Annotated in this window: 18 protein-coding genes; 9 read left to right on the top strand and 9 right to left on the bottom strand. The window is 63.7% G+C overall.

Annotation, left to right across the window (positions count from 1 at the left end; all coding sequences use genetic code 11):
* Position 1 precedes the first annotated feature (1 nt).
* Positions 2-1,489 carry an NAD-dependent succinate-semialdehyde dehydrogenase gene (locus tag DKK67_RS05025; RefSeq protein ID WP_111494995.1) on the bottom strand — a complete coding sequence of 496 codons (1,488 nt, stop codon included), beginning with the start codon at positions 1,487-1,489 and terminating at the stop codon, positions 2-4.
* A 59-nt stretch (positions 1,490-1,548) separates the two neighbouring features.
* Positions 1,549-3,084: a UxaA family hydrolase gene (locus DKK67_RS05020; RefSeq protein ID WP_111494993.1), complete on the bottom strand. Its 1,536-nt coding sequence runs from the start codon at positions 3,082-3,084 to the stop codon at positions 1,549-1,551.
* A gap of 117 nt (positions 3,085-3,201) precedes the next feature.
* Between DKK67_RS05020 and DKK67_RS05015 the strand changes: the two genes are divergently transcribed.
* On the top strand, positions 3,202-4,146 hold the full coding sequence (locus tag DKK67_RS05015; protein ID WP_111494991.1) for a LysR substrate-binding domain-containing protein: 945 nt from the start codon (positions 3,202-3,204) through the stop codon (positions 4,144-4,146).
* 57 nt (positions 4,147-4,203) lie between these two features.
* On the opposite strand, the gene DKK67_RS05010 is transcribed toward DKK67_RS05015, so the two are convergent.
* The 4 genes from DKK67_RS05010 to DKK67_RS04995 form a co-directional block, all read right to left on the bottom strand.
* Positions 4,204-4,542, bottom strand: coding sequence for a zinc ribbon domain-containing protein YjdM (locus DKK67_RS05010; protein ID WP_111494989.1), 339 nt, complete (start codon positions 4,540-4,542; stop codon positions 4,204-4,206).
* Positions 4,543-4,639: 97 nt separating this feature from the next.
* Positions 4,640-6,991: an FdhF/YdeP family oxidoreductase gene (locus DKK67_RS05005; RefSeq protein ID WP_111494987.1), complete on the bottom strand. Its 2,352-nt coding sequence runs from the start codon at positions 6,989-6,991 to the stop codon at positions 4,640-4,642.
* Positions 6,992-7,081: 90 nt separating this feature from the next.
* The gene (locus tag DKK67_RS05000) at positions 7,082-7,975 is read right to left on the bottom strand and encodes a LysR family transcriptional regulator (protein WP_111494985.1); all 894 of its coding nucleotides are present in this window, start codon (positions 7,973-7,975) and stop codon (positions 7,082-7,084) included.
* A 145-nt stretch (positions 7,976-8,120) separates the two neighbouring features.
* The gene (locus DKK67_RS04995) at positions 8,121-10,301 is read right to left on the bottom strand and encodes a TonB-dependent siderophore receptor (protein ID WP_111494983.1); all 2,181 of its coding nucleotides are present in this window, start codon (positions 10,299-10,301) and stop codon (positions 8,121-8,123) included.
* Between the two features lie 232 nt (positions 10,302-10,533).
* Between DKK67_RS04995 and DKK67_RS04990 the strand changes: the two genes are divergently transcribed.
* On the top strand, positions 10,534-11,493 hold the full coding sequence (locus DKK67_RS04990) for a helix-turn-helix transcriptional regulator (protein WP_162628750.1): 960 nt from the start codon (positions 10,534-10,536) through the stop codon (positions 11,491-11,493).
* Between the two features lie 18 nt (positions 11,494-11,511).
* Here the strand turns inward: DKK67_RS04990 and efpL are convergent, their stop codons facing one another.
* Entirely contained in the window at positions 11,512-12,078 is a 567-nt protein-coding gene (gene efpL, locus DKK67_RS04985; protein ID WP_111494979.1) for an elongation factor P-like protein EfpL, read from the bottom strand.
* 157 nt (positions 12,079-12,235) lie between these two features.
* On the opposite strand from efpL, the gene DKK67_RS04980 reads away from it, so the two are divergent.
* Positions 12,236-13,123 carry a ribokinase gene (locus tag DKK67_RS04980; protein WP_111494977.1) on the top strand — a complete coding sequence of 296 codons (888 nt, stop codon included), beginning with the start codon at positions 12,236-12,238 and terminating at the stop codon, positions 13,121-13,123.
* A gap of 102 nt (positions 13,124-13,225) precedes the next feature.
* Here the strand turns inward: DKK67_RS04980 and DKK67_RS04975 are convergent, their stop codons facing one another.
* On the bottom strand, positions 13,226-13,795 hold the full coding sequence (locus DKK67_RS04975) for an outer membrane beta-barrel protein (protein ID WP_111494975.1): 570 nt from the start codon (positions 13,793-13,795) through the stop codon (positions 13,226-13,228).
* 657 nt (positions 13,796-14,452) lie between these two features.
* Here DKK67_RS04975 and dctP point away from each other — a divergent pair.
* The 3 genes from dctP to DKK67_RS04960 all read left to right on the top strand — a co-directional run bounded on the left by dctP (position 14,453) and on the right by DKK67_RS04960 (position 17,403).
* The gene (dctP, locus tag DKK67_RS04970) at positions 14,453-15,526 is read left to right on the top strand and encodes a TRAP transporter substrate-binding protein DctP (RefSeq protein ID WP_162628749.1); all 1,074 of its coding nucleotides are present in this window, start codon (positions 14,453-14,455) and stop codon (positions 15,524-15,526) included.
* A 2-nt stretch (positions 15,527-15,528) separates the two neighbouring features.
* Entirely contained in the window at positions 15,529-16,035 is a 507-nt protein-coding gene (locus tag DKK67_RS04965; RefSeq protein WP_111494971.1) for a TRAP transporter small permease, read from the top strand.
* Positions 16,036-16,107: 72 nt separating this feature from the next.
* Positions 16,108-17,403, top strand: coding sequence for a TRAP transporter large permease (locus DKK67_RS04960; protein ID WP_111494969.1), 1,296 nt, complete (start codon positions 16,108-16,110; stop codon positions 17,401-17,403).
* Positions 17,404-17,422: 19 nt separating this feature from the next.
* On the opposite strand, the gene DKK67_RS04955 is transcribed toward DKK67_RS04960, so the two are convergent.
* The gene (locus tag DKK67_RS04955) at positions 17,423-18,520 is read right to left on the bottom strand and encodes a mechanosensitive ion channel family protein (RefSeq protein ID WP_111494967.1); all 1,098 of its coding nucleotides are present in this window, start codon (positions 18,518-18,520) and stop codon (positions 17,423-17,425) included.
* A 329-nt stretch (positions 18,521-18,849) separates the two neighbouring features.
* Here DKK67_RS04955 and DKK67_RS04950 point away from each other — a divergent pair, with 329 nt between their 5' ends.
* From DKK67_RS04950 to DKK67_RS04940, 3 genes are read left to right on the top strand one after another with little or no spacing between them, the layout of a single operon-like run.
* The gene (locus DKK67_RS04950) at positions 18,850-19,788 is read left to right on the top strand and encodes a metal-dependent hydrolase (protein ID WP_111494965.1); all 939 of its coding nucleotides are present in this window, start codon (positions 18,850-18,852) and stop codon (positions 19,786-19,788) included.
* 43 nt (positions 19,789-19,831) lie between these two features.
* Positions 19,832-20,668, top strand: a complete 837-nt coding sequence (locus DKK67_RS04945; protein ID WP_111494963.1) for an SDR family NAD(P)-dependent oxidoreductase — start codon at positions 19,832-19,834, stop codon at positions 20,666-20,668.
* 36 nt (positions 20,669-20,704) lie between these two features.
* On the top strand, positions 20,705-22,252 hold the full coding sequence (locus DKK67_RS04940) for a flavin-containing monooxygenase (RefSeq protein ID WP_111494961.1): 1,548 nt from the start codon (positions 20,705-20,707) through the stop codon (positions 22,250-22,252).
* The last annotated feature ends 73 nt before the right edge of the window (positions 22,253-22,325 follow it).

Below are 22,325 nucleotides of genomic sequence, written 5' to 3'. Positions count from 1 at the left end.
TTCAGCCTCCGCTGGTTTGGCGCAGGTTGCCCTGGCAGAGATATTTGATGTGCATATAGTCCTCCAGGCCGTACCTGGAGCCTTCCCGACCGTAACCGGATTCCTTGACGCCCCCGAAAGGCGCGGCCTCCGATGCCACCGCACCTTCGTTGATGCCGACAATGCCGGTTTCCAGGGCATCGGCAACACGCCAGATGCGGCTGACGTTCTCTGAATAGAAGTAGCCCGCCAGGCCGAACGGCGTGTCGTTGGCCTTCTCGATCACCTCGTCCTCCGATTCGAAACGGAACAGCGGCGCCACCGGACCGAACGTCTCCTCGCAACAGAGCACGGCGTCCTCTCCGGCATCGGCCAGGATCGTGGGCGCCACATAGTTCGGGCCCAGTTCCTCAAGGCGCTGTCCGCCCACCAGGACGCGCGCGCCCTTGGCCACCGCATCCTCGATATGCGCCAGGATCTTCTCCACCGCCCGGGCATTGATCATCGGTCCGATCTCGGCCTCCGGATCCGTCGCTGGCGCGACTTTCAGGGCCTCCACCCGGCGGCTCAGACGTTCGGCAAACGCCTCGAAGACACCGGCCTGCACATACACCCGGTTGGGGCATACGCAAGTCTGGCCGCCGTTGCGGAACTTGGCCGCCATCAGGCCATCCACGGCCGCATCCAGATCCGCGTCGTCGAAGACAATGAAAGGCGCGTTGCCCCCCAGCTCCAGGGACAGCTTCTTCAAGGTGTCGGCTGACGCCCGCGCCAGATGCTTGCCCACGGGCGTGGAGCCGGTGAAGCTGACTTTGCGCACGCGAGATTCGGCCAGCCAGACGTCCACCACCTCAGGCGTCTGCTCGCGGGACGCGCAAACCACATTGATCACCCCCGCCGGCACCCCGGCCTCTTCCGCCAGGCGAATCAGTGCGAGGGAGGTCAGCGGCGTGTCTTCCGCCGGCTTGGCAAGCACCGTACAGCCCGCCGCCAGGGCCGGCGCGATCTTGCGGGCGATCATCGCTGCCGGGAAATTCCAGGGGGTGATCACCGCCACCACACCCACCGGTTCGCGGACTGCCATCATACGGCGACCGGCAACCGGCGAGGCGATCACATCACCGTCGATGCGGCTGGCCTCTTCGGCAAACCACTCAACATAACTGGCGGCGTAGAGAATCTCGCCCCGACCTTCGGCCAGGGGTTTGCCCTGTTCCAGCGACACCAGTGTGCCCAGATCATCCTGATGCGCCAGGATCAGGGCGTGCCAGCGCTTGAGGATCTGGCCCCGGCTCTTGGCGGGCATCTCGCGCCAGGCCGCGAAGGCGGCGTGGGCCGCATCGACGGCCGCTCGGGCATCGGCCGCGGCGCTGTCAGGGACCTGGGCGATCGTAGCCAGATCGGCCGGGTTCTGGACCGGGAAGACCACTTCCGATAACGCGGACGTCCATTCGCCGCCGATCAGGTTCTGCGATCGGATCAAATCGTCACGCGTGAGAGTCAGAGACATGGTCATTTCCTTTTCTTAACGGGTCTTATTGGGTATTCGATGCTTTGAAAGACAGGCTCTTAGCTGACAATGCCGACGTGCCAGGGCACGAACTCGTGGTCGCCCAAACCCAGCCGTTCGCTGCACGTGGCTTCACCCGATGCGACACGCAGGATGTGCTCGAAAATAGCCTGACCCATGGCGTCCATATCCAGGGTACCGTCGATCACCTGGCCACAGTTGATGTCCATGTCCTCGGTCAGGCGGTCGTACATGGGGGTGTTGGAAGCAAGTTTGATGGTCGGCGCCGGCTTGGAGCCGAACATCGACCCCCGCCCGGTGGTAAAGCAGATCAGGTTGGCCCCGCTGGCGATCTGGCCGGTCACGGCCACCGGGTCATAACCCGGCGAGTCCATGAAGACAAACCCGTTGCTGTCGATAGGCTCGGCGTATTCGTAGACAGCCTGCAGCGGCGTCGTTCCGCCCTTCATGGCGGACCCCAGGGATTTCTCGAAGATGTTGGCCAGGCCGCCAGCCTGGTTGCCCGGGCCCACCACCCCGTTGAACTGGCCGCTGTGCCCGCGGGTGTAGTCCTCCCACCAGGCCAGGCGGTCCAGGAGCTTCTGCCCGACATCCCGGGAAACGGCGCGGCGCGTGAGCATGAACTCGACGCCATGGATTTCCGGGGTTTCCGACAGAATGGCCGTGCCGCCGTGACGCACCAGGATGTCCATGGCCGCGCCCAGCGCCGGGTTGGCGGAGATGCCAGAGAAGCCATCCGAGCCGCCGCATTCCAGACCGATTTTCAGGTGCCTGGCACTGACCGGCTGACGCTCCACTCGATTGGCCTCGGGCAACATGGACTCCACCGCGCGGATGCCCGCCTCGATGGTCTCGCGGGTACCGCCGGTATCCTGCATGACCAGCGTCTCAACGCCGTGCCCGACTTCCAGGCCCTGAGACTCCACCAGCGTATCGACCTGGTTGCGCTCGCAGCCGAGCCCGACGATCAGCACACCGGCAAAGTTCGGGTGGCGGGCGTAGCCGGCCAGGGTACGGCGCAGGATGTCGAAGTGATAGCTCGGAGACGACATGCCGCAGCCGCTGGTCTGCGCAAAGGCGACGACACCGTCGACATTGGGGTAGTCCGCCAGTCGCTCCGGGGTGAAGTATTCAGCGATATGGTTGATCACCGTGGCGGAGCAATTCACCGACGACAGGATGCCGATGAAGTTGCGAGTCGCCACGCGGCCGTCCGGTCGGACATACCCCTGGAACGTGGCCCGCTCCTCCTCCGGCAGGTAGTCCACCGGCCGCACGTCCTGACCAAAAGCCGGATCGCGGTCGAAATCGATCAGGGTCAGATTGTGGGTATGCACGTGTTCGCCACCCTTGATGTCCCGGGCGGCGGCGCCGATCACCGTGTCGTACTTCTTGACCCGCTCGTCGACGGGGATGTCTCTGGCCGCGATCTTGTGTCCGGCCGGAATCTGGGCCCGGGCGCGCAGCCCCAACTCGGGGAGCTCTTCGCCGAGGCCAATCTGGCGACGGGCGATCAGCACATTGTCGTTGGCGTGCAGGCGCAGCAGGGGCGATGTGGATGCAGACTGGTCCATAGGTGCTTACTTGTGATGGTCGTTTGTATTTGTGTTTGAACCGAGTATGCGACCCGCCATCATAAGGATAAAATGAAACAATGGACTGCCTTCATAACCTTAAGGTAATGTAAAGCCATGTCTGTCATTGATCGTGCCCTGCGCTCCAACCTCAAACTGCGCCACCTGCAACTGCTTGTGGCGCTCGACGAATTCCGCCACATCGGTCGCGTCGCCGAATTCCTGTCGCTCACCCAGCCGGCCGTATCCAAGATGCTGGCGGAAATCGAGAAGATGTTTGAGCTGGACCTGTTTACCCGCTCCACCCGGGGCACCGAACCCACGCCTTACGGCGAGTCGGTGGTGCGCTTTGCCCGCTCGGTGCTGGCGGATTTCAGTCGCACCCGGGATGAGCTGGACGCCGTCGCCACCGGAGCCGCCGGACGTGTCAGCATCGGAGCGATGGTGGTGGCCACGCCGGTGTGGATGACGCGTGCCGTATCGCTGCTCAAGGAACACTCGGCTCTGACCTCGGTCATGGTTGAGGAAGGCGACCTGAAACGTCTGTTGCCGCGTTTACGGATGGGCGAGCTGGATCTGCTGGTGGGAAGACTGGAACCGGGCTACGCCGCGCCGGACCTGGACACCCAGGCGCTCTATAACGAGAAAATGTGCGTGGTGGCCAGCCCGGATCACCCCCTGGCCAGCAAGGCCAACCCCGACTGGGCCGACCTCGCTGGACAGCCCTGGGTGGTGCCTCCGCCGTGGGCATCGTCACGGGTCAAGCTCAACCAGATGTTCTACAAGCACGGGCTGAACCCGCCGGTGGACCTGATCGAGACGGCGTCGTTCCTGAACATCCTGAACTTCGTCCGCCACCGGCACGCTATCGGCTACCTCGCCGGCGACGTGGGCATGCATTTCGAGAAGGAAGGGTTTCTGAAGGTGCTGGATATCGAACTGCCCATGGAGCTACCTCCGGTGGGCATCATCACCATGCGTGGACGCATCCGCACGCCGACCTGCACCCAGATGATCCAGTGCCTGCGACAGGCCGCTGTGGAACGCCCGCCGCTGCATTGATCACTGCTGCTTATGGAATGGGTCCGCCGGTCTCAGAACCCGGCGACCCACCTGACCTCAGGCTTTCTTGACGAATTCGGACTTCAGTTTCATCGCCCCGACCCCGTCGATGCGGCAGTCGATGTCGTGGTCGCCGTCCACCAGGCGGATGTTCTTGACCTTGGTGCCCACCTTGACGACCAGGCTGGAGCCCTTGACCTTGAGATCCTTGATCACGGTCACCGTGTCGCCGTCCTGCAGTTCATTGCCGTTGGCGTCCCGGATCACCGCGCCCGCCTCATCCGCCGACTGCTCCGCTTCGCTCCACTCGTGGCCGCATTCGGGGCAGACAAGCTGGATGCCGTCCTCATAGGTGTACTCGGACTGGCACTGGGGACAAGGTGGCAAAGCGGTCATGACGGCTTCCTGGTGGCTGGCTTGAGAATCGGGAAGCGGGCCATCATAACAGGGATGATCGCCCACGGCGCCACTCACGTGTTCTTTGACGCTCCGGTCAGCCCGCGGCCAGCACCCGGTCGTGGTCCTGCTCCGCGCTCTTCGACAGTTTGATGGCGATGAATTTGGACGTGGGCGTGTGGCTGCCCGTACCGGTGCTTTCCAGCGGCACCAGCGGGTTGGTCTCCGGGTAGTAGGCCGCCGCCTGACCCGCCGGCACATCGTAGGCCAGCACCTTGAAGCCACCGACCGAGCGACGCCGACCATCTTCCCACAGGGACGTGATGTCGACCCGCTCACCCGCCTCCAGGCCCAGACGGCGAATGTCATCGTCATTCATGAAAAGCACCCGGCGCTGGCCGCTAACGCCACGGTAGCGGTCGTTGAGACCATAGATCGTGGTGTTGTACTGATCGTGGGAACGCAGGGTCTGCAGGATCACGTCCGGGGTCTGCCCGGTCGCCTTGATCCGGTCGTGCAACAGGTCATCCGGCAACGCGTTGGGCGAGAAAACGGCTCGACCGCCGGGCGTTTTCCAGCGCCGCTCCCGGGCCGGGTTGCCCAGGTAGAAACCGCGCGGCTGCTTGAGGCGGTCGTTGAACTGGTCAAAACCGGGAATGGTGCGAGCAATCAGGTCGCGGATGCGGTCGTAATCCGCAATCACCGCATCCCAGTCAATGGGCCGGTTGCCCAGGGTCGCCCTGGCCATGCCGGCGATGATGGCCGGCTCGGATTTCATCCGCTCCGACTGCGGCGGCAACTGGCCGTGAGAGGCGTGGATCATGCTGAAGGAATCCTCCACGGTCACCGCCTGGGGGCCGCCGGCCTGCCAGTCGATGTCGGTGCGTCCCAGGCACGGCAGGATCAGGGCGTCCCGCCCGGTAACCAGGTGGCTGCGGTTGAGCTTGGTGCTGATCTGCACGGTCAGGTCGCAGTTGGCCAGGGCCTGATGGGTCCGCTCGCTGTCCGGGGTAGCCTGGGCAAAATTGCCACCCAGCCCGATGAACACCCGGGCGTCGCCACGGGCCATGGCCTCGATGGCTTCGACGGTGTTGTGACCCGGCCGGCGCGGCGCGGTGATGCCGAATTCCCGCTCCAGGGCATCCAGCAGCGGCGCCGGGGCTTTTTCGTCGATGCCCATGGTGCGGTCGCCCTGCACGTTGCTGTGACCGCGCACCGGACACAGGCCCGCGCCCGGGCGGCCGATGTTCCCCCGCAGCAACTGCAGGTTCACCAATTCCTGCACTGTGGGCACCGAGTGCCGGTGCTGGGTGATGCCCATGGCCCAGCAGAGCATGACGTTGTCCGCCTTGCGGTAGGTGTCCGCCGCGACCTCGATGTCGGCGCGGCTCAGGCCACTCTGCGCCTCGATCTGTTCCCAGGACGTCGCGCGGACCACCCCCATATAGGCGTCCAGCCCCTGGGTATGCTGCTCGATGAACGGCCAGTCCAGCACTGCGGCCCGGCCCTGCTCCTGGGCTTCGCGATCCCACTCGATCAGGCACTTCACCATGCCGCGCACGGCCGCCATATCACCGCCCAGCGCCGGCCGGAAGTAGGCCGTGTTCAGTGGCTCGGAGCCGTTCCTGAGCATGTCATGGATGGCCTGGGGATCCTGGAAACGCTGCAGTCCGCGCTCCTTGAGCGGGTTGAAGCAGACCACCTGGGCCCCGCGACGGACCGCTTCGGAGAGCGGCGCCAGCATGCGCGGGTGGTTGGTGCCCGGATTCTGGCCGAACACGAAGATGGCGTCCGCCTCGGCGAAATCGTCGAAAGTGACCGTGCCCTTGCCCGTACCGATGGTCTGGGACAACCCGACCCCGCTGGCCTCGTGGCACATGTTGGAGCAGTCCGGGAAATTGTTGGTGCCGAAGGTGCGCACGAACAGCTGGTAGAGGAACGCCGCCTCGTTGCTGGCGCGACCGGAGGTGTAGAACTCGGCCTGGTCCGGACTGTCGAGCCGGTTGAGATGTTCGGCAATCAGGGCGAACGCGTCGTCCCAGCCGATGGGCAGGTAGCGATCGGATGCGGCGTCGTAGCGCATCGGTTCGACCAGCCGGCCCTGGTACTCCAGCCAGTGATCGCTGCGCTGGAGCAGTTCGTTCACGCTGTGACGGGCAAAGAACTCGCGACCCACCTGGCGTTTGGTGGCTTCCCAGTTCACCGCCTTGGCGCCGTTCTCGCAGAACTGGACGCGCCCGCCATTGGGATCGTCGCCCCAGGCACAACCCGGGCAGTCGAAACCGCCGTTCTGGTTGGTTTTGAGCAGCGCACGGATGTTCCTGATCGGCTGTTTGCTGTCCAGCCAGAAGGCGGCGACGCTCTTGAGCGCCCCCCAACCGGCGGCAGGCCCTTTATAGGGTTCAAACCTGGGAACGGGAGCGTGGCCGGATGCGGATTCGTGCGTCATGGGGCAAACCTGTTGGGCAAATAAGCAACAGGTTAAGACGGGACATCATAACCGTCCAATCACGATTAAAGATCCATTGATAAACAGTGCTTATTGATCCGTCAACGCCAGGCGCTCACATACGAACTGCTGCAGCGCTTCGGCCAGCGCCGACACCGGCGCGCTGCGTCGGGTCGCCAGACACAGCGGCGCCAGGGTGTGGCTGCCGGCAATGGGGCGCAGCTCCAGCGTCTCGTCCCGCTGTTCCAGGCCTCCGCCCATGGGCATGACCGCACAACACAGGCCGGCACTGACCGACTGCACCAGGAATTCCACCGAGTCGGTTTCCACCAACGGCGTGATTTCGACGCCGGCACTCTGCAGCGCGTGGTCCACCGACTGACGGAAATGCATCCCCTTGCTGAGAATACCCAGAGGCAGTTTTTCCAGGTCCGACCAGTCCAGCGTCTCGGCGGCGAAGGACCAGCGCTCGCGGTTGAACAGCAACCCCATGCTGGTGTCGGCCACCTCCAGCAAGCGGTACTTGCGCTCGTGACGCCCGTCGGCGTAGGCAAACCCGGCGTCCAGCTTGTTGGTGTCCAGTCCCTCCAGAATCTGTTCGCTACTCAGGGACTTCAACTCGAAACGCACGTCCGCATGCTGGGCTGCGAACTGTTGCAGCAACGGGATCGGCTCGAAGCCCGCCAGCGGCACCATCCCCACTCGCAGCGTGCCCACCAGTTGGCCGCGACACACCGAGGCCTCGGCGTGCAACCCGTCGTGGGCGGCCAGCACTGCCCGCGCCCAGGCCAGGATGCGTTCGCCTTCAGCGGTGAAGCCCACGAACCGGTGCCCACGGGTGACCAGCGTCAGCCCCAGTTCCTCTTCCAACTGGCGCAGGCGCATGGACAGTGCCGGCTGGGTGACGTGGCAACGGGCGGCGGCGTCGCCGAAGTGGCGCACTTCATCCAGGGCGACCAGGTATTGCAGTTGGCGGATATCCATCGGCGGTCTCGGGCACGGGTTTCGATCAGGGTTCCGGGCGAGGATAGGCCAACTCGGCCTGGCCGGAAAGGGCGTCGTGCGCCGGACGACGTTACGAGGCGGGGTTGCCGGGCCACATGGGCCCGGCTTCCAGTGTCCCGTCAGGTCAGAAATCGTAGGACACGTTGGCCATCACATTGCGCGACGGGCCGTAGAAGTTGAACGTGGCCACACTGCCCACCCGCGAGTAGTACTTGCGGTCGAACACGTTGTTGACGTTCAGCGAGGCGGACAGGTTTTCGGTGAAACGCTTGCTGATCAGAGCATCCACCACGGCGTAGCCCGGCGCTTCGATGCTTGTGCTGCCACGCTCCAGGTAGAAGTCGCTCATGGCGGTCACGCCGGCGCCCAGACTCAACTGGTTCAGCAGGCCACTCTGGTGGAAGGTGTACTTGGACCAGGCGTTCACGGTGTGATGCGGCATCAGCATGAACAGGGTGTTGGTATCGCCGGCCAGCTTCTCGGTGTCCATATAGGTATAGCCCACCAGCAGATCCCAGGGACCGTACTGGCCGCTCAGCTCCGCTTCGAAACCGCGTACCCGGGCTTCACCGGTGGCTTCGGAGTAACTGCTGATGGCATTGCCGTCTTCATCGTAGGGGGTGGCGGCACGGTTCTTGTCAGTCAGTTGGAAAACGGACAGCCGGCTGTTGAGGCGACCATTGTCGTAGGCGCCCTTGATGCCGATCTCGTACTGCTCGCCCTCGCGCGGATCGATCAGGTCGCCGTTCTCGTCGGTCTCGGTCTGCGGATTGAACACTTCCGAGTAGCTGGCGTAGAGGGAGTGGTGCTCGTCCACATCCAGGACCGCGCCGGCATACGGGGTCCACTCGCCTGAACCGTCGCCGTCGCTTTCCGTGGTGGTGTCGGTGGACAACGCGGTGGTATCGGCACTCAGGTCATACCAACTGAAGCGGCTGCCGGCGATCAAAGCCAGGTTTTCCAGCGGACGGAAGGTCAGCTTGCCGTAGACGCCGGTCTCGGTCAGCTCGTTCTCGATGCGCTGGGAATAGGTCGGATCGCTGTACGTCACCGACGAGGCGTCGAAGGTGTTGACGTTGATCGAGCCCAGATTGGAGGCGCCGTTGAGGTAGTCGGTGTCGTAGTGCTTGTAATCCGCACCCACCACGAATTCGCTGACGTGGCCCAGGGCCTCGAACGGCTGGCTGTAGCTGGCGTCCATGGACAGCGCATCCTGTTCGAAGTCGCGCTGGGTGGTGCGCAGACTGGTGCTGCCGTCGTCCCCCAGCGCACTGCCGGTAAAGGCGTAGTAATAGTCGCCTTCACGATGGGACTGGCGCACCGCTAAGCGGCCGTAGCCACCGTTGTCGAACTGGTGGGTCAGATCGAGGAACAGGTCCGTGGTTTCGTTCTCGAAGTTGTTCCAGTCGGCCCCCAGGAAGGTGGAGCGATCCCAGTCCGCCAGGCTGCCGTCGGAAAACGCGGGCAGACCATTGGACGGAGTGATGTCCTTGGTCTGGTGCAGCACCGCCAGGGACAGCTCGGTGGCGTCGGTCACGTCGATATCCAGCGTACCGTAGTAGCTTTCATCGACGTTCTCATTCTCGTCGACCTCATTTGGCATATCCTCGCGGGACGCCACCACCCGGCCACGCACGGATCCGGATTCGTTGAGGGAACCGGACACGTCCGCCGACAGCCGGTTGCGGTCCCAACTGCCGTAGCCGGCCTGGAGCGAACCCTGGGTTTCGACGGTGGCGCGCTTGCGCACCAGATTGATGATGCCGCCCAGTTCACTGGTGCTGTTGAACAGGCCGGACGGCCCGCGCATGACTTCCATGCGGTCGAACGCCGACAGCGACGGCAGCGTGCCGAAGATGCTCTGCAGCGGCGCCGGCAGACCGTCGATGTTGAGTTCGTCGTATTCGTAGCCGCGGGAATAGATGGACGAGCGGCCACTGTCGTTGCTCAGGGTGCGCAGGCCCGGCGTCAGTTTGGCGGCGTCGTCGATGTGGGTGACGCCGCGATCATCCAGGTAATCCCGCGTCAGTACGGTGATGGACTGGGGAATATCGCGCAGGGAGGCGGGCGTCTTGGTGCCGACAGTGGCGGCTTCGACGCCGTAACCCCCGGCTTCCTCGCTGGGCGCCATCTCGTAGAGACGGTTGCCTTCTACCGTGAGCGTGGGCAGGGCAACATCGTCCGATGTGTCTTCGGCAGCGGATGCGGGTAAGGCGCAGGCTAAAAGGGACAATGAAACAGCGGTCACCGCCTGACGGGAACGGCAGGCCTGACGGATGGCGGAACGGATTTTCTTATCGGACATGGATGAACGTCTCCAGCAACAGTGCAGCGGTTACGGCTGCGACACCGGGTAAAGCCCGGCGCCGCCACAATCACAAACGACAATCGTTTGCATTTAGATTGGCTGGCACGCATTATTCCACAGGTGCCTGTCTGCTGCGGATGCAAAAACATCAATCATCTATTGATTTGCCTCAACTGCCCCCGTAAGCCAATGACAGTTGCCCTTTATGCCACGGCGTCAGAGGATGTTCATGAGCCGCCCTTCCCCGCAAAACCCGCATCTGTTGAATACGGAAGACCTGGAGCACAACGCCAGGCACCTGAACCGCTACCGCCTGCGTGAATGCCCGGCGCCGGCCAGTGCGGGGCACTCGATGCTGCGGGGCACCCTGCTGACCGAGAAGCTGGCCTCGGGGCTGTCTTTCCATATCGTCAACGCCCGGGCGGAGCGGGACATCGGCTTCGACGCGGAGTTGTCCGCCAGCCTCAAGATCTCCCTGTTCCTGGAAGGCCAGACCCGATTCCAGTTCGGCAACCGCCACATGGCGTTGCACGAATCGGCGGCGCAGGCCCAGGTGATGACACTGAGCCATGCCGAAAGCTGCAGTATGAAAACCGCGGAAGGGGAACAGCGCACGGCGCTTTACGTTGCCGTGGAACCGGAGTGGTTTGAACAGCAGGCGCTGGATTCGAAGCCGCTCAAGAGGCGAATGCAGCAGCACCTGTCGGTGGCGCCCTGGTCGCTGCCGCCGTCCCTGTGGATGCAGGCCCGGCACCTGATCGAACACCCGGACCCGGGCCGCATCGGTCAGCTGGCGCGGGAGGGGTTCGCCCTGTCGCTGATGACAGCCTGGCTGGAAACGCTGCCGGCAGACAGCGCTGCCGCGTCCCGGTTAACCGGACGCCAGGCCCGACAGTTCCTCGAGCTGCTGGAGAGCGACACGGTGCTCGCCATGACCCAGAGTCAGATCGGCAACCAACTCGGAATGAGCCCCGCCACGCTCCAGCGTTACGCCCGGGACTGCCTCGGCATGGGCGTGGGCCGCTTCCTGCGGCAACGGCGGCTGCAAAACGCCTATCGGGCGCTGCAACAGGACGGCGCCAGCATCACCGAAGCCTCGGCGTTGGCCGGCTACGGCCACCCGAACAACTTCACCGCGGCCTTCCGGCGCCAGTTCGGTATCAGTCCGTCCCAGGCCGGCCGCGCCTGACCACCGGCGCCAAACGGATCAGGCGCGTCCGAGGAACTTGCGCTCCTCCACGTTGATCTTGATACGGTCGCCGGAGGAGATGTGCTCCGGCACCTGCACCACCAGCCCGGTGGTCAACCGCGCCGGCTTGGTGCGCGCGGTGGCCGAGCCACCCTTGACGGAAGGATCGGTTTCCTCGATGGTCAGGTCCACGGTCGGCGGCAGGGCCAGGGACACCGGCGCGTCGCTGACCAGAATCACCATCACCCCCTGGGTGTCCTCGTTGATGAACAGCAGCTCGTCGGCAATCGCCTCCCCCATCAGGCTGTACTGGGTGAAGTCCTCGCTGTCCATGAAAACGTACTCGTCGCCATCCGTGTACGAGAAAGTCGCGGGACGACGCACCAGGTCCGCCAGGTTCAGCATGTCGGAATCCTTGAAGGTCTGGTCGATCTTGTTACCGGTGACCACATCGTACATGCGCATCCGGTACAGACTGCCGCCGGCCCGGCCCTGGGGCACGGAACGCTCGATGTCCTTGACGAAGTAGACGTTACCTTCGTATTCGACGGCGGAGTTCTTCTTGATTTCGCTGGCTCTGGGCATGGTTCGAATTCCATTGATTGGCAAGACAGGGCTGCGGATATACCACGAAGGCCGTCCCGGCGCGAGTGTTTCACAGGCTTCTCCATGCTAGGCTCGATGCATTCGCCCGCCGGAAAGCGGCCCCGCTAACGACAACAAGGAAAGCACAAGGCCCGCCATGACCATCTACAACCTGGGCTCGATCAACCTCGACCATGTCTACCGCGTGGATCATTTCGTGCGACCCGGCGAAACCCTGGCGTCCAGCGATTACCACACGGTGCTTGGCGGCAAGGGGGCCAACCAGTCCATCGCCCTGGCCCGCGCCGGTGCCCATGTGCAGCATATCGGCGCCATCGGGCAGGCGGACACCTGGGTGCTCGACCAACTGGCCGAGGCCGGCGTCGACACCGTTTCCATCACTCCGCTGGACGGGGCCAGCGGCCACGCCATCATCCAACTGACCGACGATGCAGAAAACGCCATCCTGTTCTATCCCGGTACCAACCACAACGTGACCCGGCAGCAGATTGAGCGGGCACTGGCACCCGCTGGCCCGGACGACTGGCTGTTGCTGCAAAACGAAACCAGCGGTCTGGCCGACGCCATGGCGCAGGCCGCCCGCCAGGGCATCCGCGTGGCCTTCAATCCGGCGCCCATGACCCGCGATTCGGTCATTCCCCTGCTCGCCGGGGTGGACCTGCTGATCGTCAACGAAGTCGAAGCCATGGATCTGGCTGGCGTGGACAGCGTCACCGAGGCCGAAGCCTCTCTGCACCGGGATTATCCGGGTCTGGCGCTGATCCTGACTCTGGGGCGTGAAGGCGTGGTCTATATCGGCCCGGAAGGGCGCTCCCGGGTGGCCGCTTTTGCGGTGGACGCCGTGGACACCACCGCCGCGGGGGATACGTTCATCGGCTATTGCCTGGCGGCCCTGGCTGGCGGCGAGCAGCCCGAGACAGCCCTGCGCCTGGGCAGTGCCGCAGCGGCGCTGTGCGTTACCCGGGTCGGCGCCTCCGCATCGATCCCCGAACGCGCGGCCGTGTTGGACTTCCTAAGGAACTAATGTCCCGTCTGGCGGATTGCTTCGGCCAGTCTGTGGAGAAGCGACCGGGACCACCGACAATGCGTAAGCCGCCCGGTGAATGGCGTTTGCCGAAAGAGTGGCTCAGAAGGTGAAAGCCGCGCCTACGGAGAAGTAGTCGATGTCGAAATCGTCCAGGTCGTAGCGCTCGTACTCGGCCCGTACCTGGAACGAGAACAGGCTGAAGCGCGCACCCACGCCGTAGAACGGATCGGTACCGTCTTCGTCACCGAGACCGTCGAAATCGCTGTCCCAGTTGATGGCACCCACCTTGCCGAACACTCCGATGGGGCCGAGGTTCACACCGGCGAGCCCGGCGGCCGTCCAGCCGTCGACATCCAGGTCCCGGTCACTGATGCTGCCGATGTCGCCCTTGAACTTGCCGAAATCGACGTAGGCGCCCTCCACAGCCAGGTCCACGAGCGGAATCAGGCCGAAGTTGTAGCCGGCAAAGATCTTATAGGCGGTATCGTCGTCGTCAAAATCCACTTCACCGACATCCGGCAACTCATCGTCGAAATCCACCTGGGCCTGGCCCACGGACGCACCGACGTAGACACCGCTATCGCTGCCCGCATGGGCGGCGGCCGACATCATCAGGAACACCAGGGCCGTAAGGGGAACTGCAAGGAAAGAAGGGAGAGAACGTGTCATGGTCGGAGACCTCCTTGCGAAAGACACTTCCCTAAAAATCTAGTCCCGGCTCCACGCCTTGTCGCAAGCATTGCCAAAACGTAATAAAGCGTCCCGTGCCACGGCGAGTGACTCCCTTTCCCAACTCAAGAGGCCAGCCCGCAGCCACGGGAAGTCGACTGTCAACGCCATTCACCCTCAATCGCTTTTCCTGTCCCCAACACGGCTTGTTGGACGCCGACGTGCCTTAACGAATCCACCGGATCGGCTGCAAGTGATCAAAGCAAAGACCTAAGACCTTCGTCTAATGGCTGCCTGCAAATTCTAGATCTATCTTGAACTACGATATATCTAAATATGAAGAAAAAAGAAAGATAAGAGCTTCACGAGAAGAACGGCGTGGAAGGCAAAGGCGCCGGGACAAAGGAGGTGAAACAACGCTGAAAATCGCCCCTGCCCAGGGCGACGGAACCCGGAGGTAAAGCCCGAGGCAACGCATCAGGACGATAAGAAGAAACGCGTGGCCGGATCATGACTTCTGAAACCACCAAGCCACGGCACCTTCACATCGATCAGACGCGCAATTGTCTGGCTTCGCTGGTAAAGCCCCGCGTCATCAAGGGCTCACACATACAACTGATTTTCTCCATTTATAACCAACAAGACCGAGGAGACATCATGCTGCGACTTACCTGCACTGCCATACTTGGCCTGTCCCTGCTGGCCGGCGTCTCGAGCGCCCAGGCGGCGGACGACCCGGTCAAGCTCATCTACAACACCTACCTGCCCAAACACGACCCCATGCGTCGCACGTCGATCGACGACTTCAGCCGGCGTATCGAGAAAGAATCCGGTGGAAGCATCGAAATCACCATACCCGGTTCCTCTCTCACCAAACCAGACGGCCAGTTGAGTGCGGTCAAGGACCGCATCATCGACATGGCCATGATTTCGGTCTACGCCAGCCGCGCCCAAACCGGCCTGCCACTGCTTGGGGACATGCCGTTCAATTCGCTGTCGGGTGAATCCGCCTCCGTGGCGATCTGGGAAACCCAGCAGAAGTATTTCGATAAGGTCAACGAATTCAACGACGTCAAACTGCTTTCCATGCACGTGCTGCCGGGGGTCAATTTCGTGGGCCGGGAGCAGCCGATCCGCAGCATGGCCGACTTCGACGGCAAAAAAATATGGGCCACCGCCGGCAAGCAGACCGATGCACTGGAAACCGTCGGCGCCGTCCCCGTGCACTCCTACTTCCCGCAACTGTTCGAATACGTCTCCAAGGGCACGGTCGACGGCGCGATGATCGGTACCGGCACCATCCTCGCCGCCAGTCTGGGCGATCACGTCAAGGCCATGACCCGCTTCCCGGGCGGCATGGGCTCCGCCACCTGGGCTGTGGTGATGAACCAGGACGCCTGGAACGAACTCAACGCTGAGCAGCAGGCCGCCGTGCTGCGCGCCGCGGACGGACTGCCGCGCCGTACCGGCATCGCCATGGACGAACGCAAGGACAGAGCGCTCAAGGAACTGAACCTGGATATCGTGGATGCCGATCCCGCCTTCGTCGACAAGCTCCGGCACGCACTGGCGCCGATGAAGCAGGCATGGATCGCTGATGCCCAGAAACGCCACCTGGACGATGCCGCCAACGCCTTCGAGTTTTACCGCTCGCGCATGGAGGACATCTACGCCGGCCAACTCAAGGCGGCGAATACCACCGCACAGGCAACCATGGACGAAGCCGAATAATCATGACCCCGTTGCGCTCCTTCTCTGCCGCTGTCGACCGCCTCGACAGCGGCCTTTTTCGGCTGGCGCAGGTGATCGCCTGCGTCTCGGTGTTCGCGATGATCGTGGTCACCTTCGTCGACGTAGCCGGCCGTCACTTTGCGACGCCACTGCCCGGCGCCGCGGAGTTCATCTCCACCCTGCTCGGCATCGCCTTCTTCGCCGGCATGTCGCTGGTGGTTCGAAACAACAGTCACATCGTCGCCGGCCTGGCGGTGACGCGCTATCCCGCCCGCCTCCGGGTCGTCGAACGGGTGTTTACCGCCGCCGTGTCGTTCCTGTCGATGGTCGGCATCACCTGGCTGATGTTCGTCAAGGCCCAGAAGCTGCTGGATGCCCAAATGCTGACCAAGTTCCTGGAAGTCCAGTTGGGGTATTCCGTCTACGCGTTCGCGGTGCTGGCGCTGATCGCCACCGTAATCGGTTTCTTCCGGCTGCTTCGGGTCGGCATCCATGACGACGACACCTGAAGCCTCGCCGCAAATCCGGCAAGCAATGCACCAACGCCTCTGACAAAACGCCTCTAACGGAGATTGGGAACTGTGGTTGTCCTGACTGTCATCGTAGCGCTGATGGCGCTGATCGTGTTCACCCGAATCCCGCTCGGGTTCAATCTCATGCTGTGCGGCATCGGCGGCATCGCCTGGATCCACCCTCGCGGACTGCCGGCTGCGGCCACTGTCGCCCAGAACGAAATCGTGGCACTGGCCATGAATTACCAGTTCTCGGTGCTGCCGCTGTTCCTGGCGATGGGCGTATTCGTGGCCCGCGCCGGCCTCGCCGATGACCTGTTCGAGGCCGCCAATCGCTGGCTCGGCCGTTTCCGTGGCGGTCTGGGTATGGCCACCATCGCCTCCTGCGCGGGCTTCTCGTCCCTGTCCCACAATTCCGCCGCATCGGTCGCCATCATGGGGCGCCTGGCCCTGCCGGTGATGCGCAAGCACGGCTATGACGACAGTTTCAGCGCCGGCTCCGTGGCCGCCGGCGGCACCCTGGGCCTGATGATTCCCCCAAGTGGCGCGCTCATCATCTATGGCCTCCTCACCCAGACCAACCTTGACGGCCTGTTCATGGCGGCGCTGGTGCCCGCCTCACTGCAAGTGGTGGTGTACATGGGCGTGATCGCGGCGATAGCGGCTTTCCTGCCCAACTGGCTGCCGCGCGGTGAAAAATACAGCTGGGGTGCGCGCCTGTCGTCGCTCAAGTCGGTCTGGGGCGTGCTGGTCCTGTTCATGCTGATCGTGCTGGGCATCTTCTTCGGCTGGTTCACCACCACCGAAGCTGGCGGCATCGGCTCCGGCGGAGCGCTACTGTTCGCCATCCTGCGCCGCAAGATGACCTGGAAGATTTTCGTCGAGTGTCTCACCGACACCGCCAAGACCGCTGGCATGATCTATTTCGTGGCCTCCGGCGCCATGGTGCTCAACCAGTTCGTGAACCTGGCCGGTATTCCCACCGACGTGGTCAACTTCATCCAGTCGATGCACATGAGCCCGATTGCCGTGGTGTTCGCGATCCTCGCGTTCTATCTGGTGCTGGGTATGTTCCTTGACGGGTTCGCCATGATCTTCCTGACAGTGCCCGTGGTGGTGCCGGTCATCCTCGGCCTGGGCATGGACCCCATCTGGTGGGGCGTCATCACCATCATCGTCGTCGAACTGGCGATGATTACCCCACCGGTTGGCCTGAATTGCTTCGTCCTTAAAGCCACGTTGCCGGAGATCCCCCTCACCGATATTTTCCGCGGCATCCTGCCGTTCCTGCTGGCCGACGGTATCCGCCTGGTGTTCCTGGTGCTGGTGCCAGCGGCCGTGCTCTGGCTGCCGTCGTTGATGTAGGCCGGGCCAGCGCGGGGGGTCAGTCGCTCTCTGCGCCGGCCCCGCCGTCCCTGTCCGGATCTTCCCGGTTGGCTTCCAAAAGCCGCGCCCGGACGCGGGGCAACTGCTCCGGGTAATGCTGCTGGATATACGTCACCAGGCCTTCACGCACCGCGCAGCGCAGGTCCCAGCTCTGGCTTGAGTCTGGCGCACTCATCAGAAAGCGGATCTGGATCGCCTGATCGCTGGCATCGGTGACCTGCACGGTTTCCACCTGACCGTCCCATTGCCGGCTGTCACGCAGTAAGCGGCCGAACTCCTCGCGCAGCGGTGCCACCGGCATGGTGTAGTCGACCCAGAGAAACACCGTGCCCAGCAATTCCGCCGTATTGCGGGACCAGTTCTGGAACGGGTTCTCGATAAACCACTGCAGCGGCACGATCAGGCGCCGCAGATCCCATACACGCAGCACCACATAGGTGGCCGTCACCTCCTCCACCCAGCACCATTCGCCCTGAACGTGGAGCACATCGTCGATCCGGAACGGCTGGGTCAGGGCGATCTGCATCCCCGCCAGCAGGTTGCTCAGCACCGGGCGCGCCGCAAAGCCCAGGATAATGCCGCCGACGCCGGCCGACGCCAGCAGGCTGGCGCCCAGTTGGCGCACGGACTCGAACGTCATCAGGGCGGCACCCAGGCCGACAATGACGATCAGCACATTGAGGCAGCGCACCAGGAACCGCGTTTGCGTCTCGACCTTGCGGGCCCGCTTCCACTGTCCTTCCAAAACCGGGTTCAGGTGGACGATCGCCTCGCCGATCGCCGAGGTCAGGCGCACCGCCGCCCAGGTGAGCGCCAGGATCAGCAGGAGGGTCGCAATTTGCTGGATGAGTGCCAGCAACGGGAGGTCGTCGGGCACCGCCTTGAGCATCCCGTTGAGCACCAGCAGGCAGGACACCACACCGAGCGCACGGGCGGCGGCGTCGAGGAACAGGCGCGGCACCGTGCGGGAGTCGGTGACATGGCGGGTCAGCCACAGGGCGAGCCGGTAGATCACATACGTCGCGGCCACCGCGGCCAGTGCCGTCAGACCCGGCAGGAACCAGGCCTGCAGAGCGCTTTCCAGGGATTCCAGCATGACATTGCCCGACCGGCGGCGTTTACAGGAAAGCTAGCGCATGCCGCGCGCATGCGAAAGTCGGCGCCGGCCCGATGCACGTCAAAACCCGAACAAGCGCTCACTTTGGCGAGCGCTTCCCTTCACAGCCTCCAATCCGGACAAGACGCCGCCAGACACAGCGTCCGAATTTAGCCGCTGATTGGCGCACTTACGGACGGCGGCGCGCCGCCCCACCGCCGCCCTCTGTTCTCGCCAGGGTCCGAATTGAATCCGAACAATGTCGAAAATTAACCTGTTAGCAACGAGTTAGCGCTCATTTCACGTTCGCATTGATAACGGGGAAAACCATGAACAGCGCAGCATTGAAGGCGCCGACAGGCGCCGCAACCGACTCCGACAGCCGGCGGCCGGGCATTCCCATCCGGCACATGAAGTTCGAGTTCGACGCCAAGTCCGTCGACACTCACTTCTACCTGAACACCGAACTGGCCAGCGGCTATTTCTCGGCCCTGTCGATCTTCCTGACGTTCGGCGAGGACCTGGTCATCGAGACCGCGCGTTACCACCGGGACTTCCTCAAGGACCCGGTGCTGAAACAGCGGGTCACCGCGCTGATCGGCCAGGAGGCCCTGCACTCCAAGGTGCACGACGAGTGGAACGACATTCTTGAAATGCATCGCTTCCCGGTCAGTTTCTACCGCTTCCTGGCCCGGAACGTGTTCGAACACGGTTTCCTGCGTTTCCCGCAGCCGCTGAAGCTGTCGCTGATGGCGGGGATCGAGCACTTCACCGCGGTGCTGGCGCAGTTCTTCATGCAACACGAGGACTATTTCTTCGAGTCCGACGACGAAAAGCAGCGCGCCCTCTGGATGTGGCACATGCTGGAGGAATCGGAACACAAGGACATCGCTTACGACGTCTACCAGACGCTCAATGGCAACTACGTGCTGCGCGTCAGCGGCTTCGCCATGGCGCTGTTTACCATCTGGTTCCTGGTGGCGCTGGGCGGCCTCGGCATTCCCCTGCTGCGCAAGCCCCGCAACCTGTTCAGCCGCCGCTTCTGGCGCGACGCCCGGCGCAGCGTGGGGCTGATCGCCGGCCGCAGGAACGGCATCTACGGCAGCACACTGGGCCATGTCTTCGACTACCTGCGCCCCGGCTTTCACCCCAACGACCACGATACGTCCGAGTACCTGGCCTACTACAAGGAGCGCCTGCTGAACCCCGAGACCGGGCTGCTGGCGCCCTACCTGGTCAAGGAAGTGGTGCCGCCGGTGCGCGCCTGAGCGCGCCCGGACATACAACAACGATCCTTTCGGGAAACGCATTATGGTTCCATTCTTCTCACGCAAGCACGGGCTGCCAAGCCGCGAAGCCCGCGCCGTGGTCACCGGTGCCGGCAGCGGGATCGGCCGCAGCTTCGCGCTGGAGCTGGCGCAGCGTCACGGTTCCGTGGTCTGCGCCGACATCAACCTGGCCGCGGCGCAGGAGACGGTCGCCCGCATCGAGCAACTGGGCGCAAGCGGCCTGGCGGTGCGCTGCGATGTGGCCGAGGCGGAGCAGGTCCGCCAATTGGCCGAGCAGGCGGACGCGTACTTTGGCGAGTCCCCGACCCTGGTCATCAACAACGCCGGGGTGGGCCTGGGCGGCAAATTCGACGAGCTGACCCTGGACGACTGGCAGTGGTGCGTGAGCATCAACCTGTGGGGCGTCATCCATGGCTGCCACGAGTTCGTGCCGCGCTTCAAGCAGCAGGGGCGCGGCGCCATCATTAACGTGGCGTCGGCCGCCTCCTACACCGCGGCTCCGGAAATGAGCGCCTACAACGTCACCAAGGCGGGCGTGCTGGCGCTGTCGGAAACCCTGTCGGCGGAGCTCAGGAAGCATGGTATCCGGGTTAACGTACTGTGCCCGACGCTGGTGCCCACGGACATCATCAAGAACGGTCGCCTCCCCGGCCGCTACGCCAAACTCGCCGACCACGCCCTGATGAACTACGCCCTGACCACCAGCGACGACGTGGCGAAGCTGACCCTCAACCGCCTCGACAGCGGCCACCTCTACACCACGCCCCAGGTGGACGCCAAGCTGTTCTGGCTGATGAAGCGGGCCTCGCCCAATCTCTACGCCAAGGCCCTGGGCCTCTCCTACCGGCTGTTCAAGTAAACGGCTTTTCAGACCATTGACCCCGCAGGCAACACCATGGCAGCTTCCACCAAAAACAACACCGCCCCCATATACGACACCCTGATCGTGGGCGCCGGCATCTCCGGCCTGGCGACGGCCATCAAGCTGAAACAGAACGGCTACGACCATTTCACCCTCATCGAGAAAGCCGATCGAGTCGGCGGCACCTGGCGCGAGAACACCTACCCCGGCTGCGGCTGCGACGTGCCCTCGGCGCTGTATTCCTACTCGTTCGCGCCGAGCAGCCGCTGGAGTCACCTGTTCGCCAAGCAGCCGGAGATTCTGGATTACCTGGAAACCGTCAGCGACGATTTCGGCATCACCCCGCTGATCGAGTTCAACAACGCGCTGGAAAGCGCCCGCTGGGACGACACCGATCAGCTGTGGCGGCTGGAGACCGAGCGAGGCCTGTACCGGGCGCGCACGGTGGTCTTCGCCACCGGCCCCATCACCGAGCCGCAGACGCCGGCCATTCCCGGCCTCGACACCTTCACCGGCGAGATGTTCCACTCCGCCCGCTGGCATCACGATGTCGACCTGAGCGGCAAGCGTGTGGCGGTGATCGGCACCGGCGCTTCGGCCATCCAATTCGTGCCGCGCATCCAGCCCAAAGTCGTCGAGCTGCATGTGTTCCAGCGCACCGCCCCCTGGGTGCTGCCCAAACCGGACCTGCCGCTCAACGACACAGCCAAAAAAGTGATCGACCGCTTCCCCGCCATCCAGCAGGGCTGGCGCGCGGCGGTGGCCGGTTCGTTGAACGCGATCAACTTCGGACTGCGTAATCCGGTGGCCCTGAAACCGGTCAGCACCGCCGCCAGACAGCTGCTGCGGCTGCAGGTCCGCAATCCGCAGTTGCGCAAGGCGGTGACACCCAACTTCCTGCTGGGCTGCAAGCGCATCCTGTTCGCCAACGATTATTACCCGGCGCTGCAGGCGGACAACACCACGCTGATCCCCAGTGGCCTGGTGGCAGTGGACGGCAACACAGTGATCGCCGCCAACGGCGAACGCCGCGAGGTGGACGTGATCATCTGGGGCACCGGATTCGACGTGTCGCATCCGCCGATCGGCAATCGGGTCTTCAACGAACGCGGCGAGCGCCTCGCGGACCTGTGGCGGGACAGCTCACCCGAGGCCTACCTGGGCACAGCGATCGAGAAAGTACCCAACGCCTTCCTGATCCTCGGCCCCAACGTGCTGGTCTACGATTCCTTCATTCGCCTGGCCGAAGCCCAGCTCGACTACATCATCGACGGCCTGAAGAAGATCCGCGACCGGCGCATCGGCAAACTTGCGGTGAAGCCTTCCGTGGTCCGCCGTCACAACCGCACGGTGCAGAAACACCTGCAATCCACCGTGTTCAACGCCGGCGGCTGCAGCAGCTACTACCTGGACCAGAACGGCCGCAACTTCGCCGCCTGGCCCTGGTCGCTGGGCAGGCTGAAACAGCGGCTCAGCACGTTCCGGCTGGAGGACTACCACGTCGTCTCCCGACGCCAGAAAGCGGCGGCACCGGCGAAGGCTCGGCGGCGCCGACAAGCACGGACCACGGAAGCCGTTTGAGGCCTCTGGAAGCCGCTTCCGGAGGCCCGCCGGCGCGCCCGTCAGAGCGCGCCGGCCATCCCTTTTCCTGAGG

Source organism: Marinobacter bohaiensis (genome assembly GCF_003258515.1).
Lineage (GTDB): Bacteria > Pseudomonadota > Gammaproteobacteria > Pseudomonadales > Oleiphilaceae > Marinobacter_A > Marinobacter_A bohaiensis.
The sequence above is the reverse complement of the archived record's forward strand: the minus strand, read 5'-3'. Positions and strand labels throughout refer to the sequence as shown.

What these genes read in the sequence shown, in the direction of transcription:
- DKK67_RS05025 (WP_111494995.1), bottom strand. Translation starts at nt 1,489, where the DNA reads ATGTCTCTGACTCTCACGCGTGACGATTTGATCCGATCGCAGAACCTG.
- DKK67_RS05020 (WP_111494993.1), bottom strand. Translation starts at nt 3,084, where the DNA reads ATGGACCAGTCTGCATCCACATCGCCCCTGCTGCGCCTGCACGCCAAC.
- DKK67_RS05015 (WP_111494991.1), top strand. Translation starts at nt 3,202, where the DNA reads ATGTCTGTCATTGATCGTGCCCTGCGCTCCAACCTCAAACTGCGCCAC.
- DKK67_RS05010 (WP_111494989.1), bottom strand. Translation starts at nt 4,542, where the DNA reads ATGACCGCTTTGCCACCTTGTCCCCAGTGCCAGTCCGAGTACACCTAT.
- DKK67_RS05005 (WP_111494987.1), bottom strand. Translation starts at nt 6,991, where the DNA reads ATGACGCACGAATCCGCATCCGGCCACGCTCCCGTTCCCAGGTTTGAA.
- DKK67_RS05000 (WP_111494985.1), bottom strand. Translation starts at nt 7,975, where the DNA reads ATGGATATCCGCCAACTGCAATACCTGGTCGCCCTGGATGAAGTGCGC.
- DKK67_RS04995 (WP_111494983.1), bottom strand. Translation starts at nt 10,301, where the DNA reads ATGTCCGATAAGAAAATCCGTTCCGCCATCCGTCAGGCCTGCCGTTCC.
- DKK67_RS04990 (WP_162628750.1), top strand. Translation starts at nt 10,534, where the DNA reads ATGAGCCGCCCTTCCCCGCAAAACCCGCATCTGTTGAATACGGAAGAC.
- efpL (WP_111494979.1), bottom strand. Translation starts at nt 12,078, where the DNA reads ATGCCCAGAGCCAGCGAAATCAAGAAGAACTCCGCCGTCGAATACGAA.
- DKK67_RS04980 (WP_111494977.1), top strand. Translation starts at nt 12,236, where the DNA reads ATGACCATCTACAACCTGGGCTCGATCAACCTCGACCATGTCTACCGC.
- DKK67_RS04975 (WP_111494975.1), bottom strand. Translation starts at nt 13,795, where the DNA reads ATGACACGTTCTCTCCCTTCTTTCCTTGCAGTTCCCCTTACGGCCCTG.
- dctP (WP_162628749.1), top strand. Translation starts at nt 14,453, where the DNA reads ATGCTGCGACTTACCTGCACTGCCATACTTGGCCTGTCCCTGCTGGCC.
- DKK67_RS04965 (WP_111494971.1), top strand. Translation starts at nt 15,529, where the DNA reads ATGACCCCGTTGCGCTCCTTCTCTGCCGCTGTCGACCGCCTCGACAGC.
- DKK67_RS04955 (WP_111494967.1), bottom strand. Translation starts at nt 18,520, where the DNA reads ATGCTGGAATCCCTGGAAAGCGCTCTGCAGGCCTGGTTCCTGCCGGGT.
- DKK67_RS04950 (WP_111494965.1), top strand. Translation starts at nt 18,850, where the DNA reads ATGAACAGCGCAGCATTGAAGGCGCCGACAGGCGCCGCAACCGACTCC.
- DKK67_RS04945 (WP_111494963.1), top strand. Translation starts at nt 19,832, where the DNA reads ATGGTTCCATTCTTCTCACGCAAGCACGGGCTGCCAAGCCGCGAAGCC.
- DKK67_RS04940 (WP_111494961.1), top strand. Translation starts at nt 20,705, where the DNA reads ATGGCAGCTTCCACCAAAAACAACACCGCCCCCATATACGACACCCTG.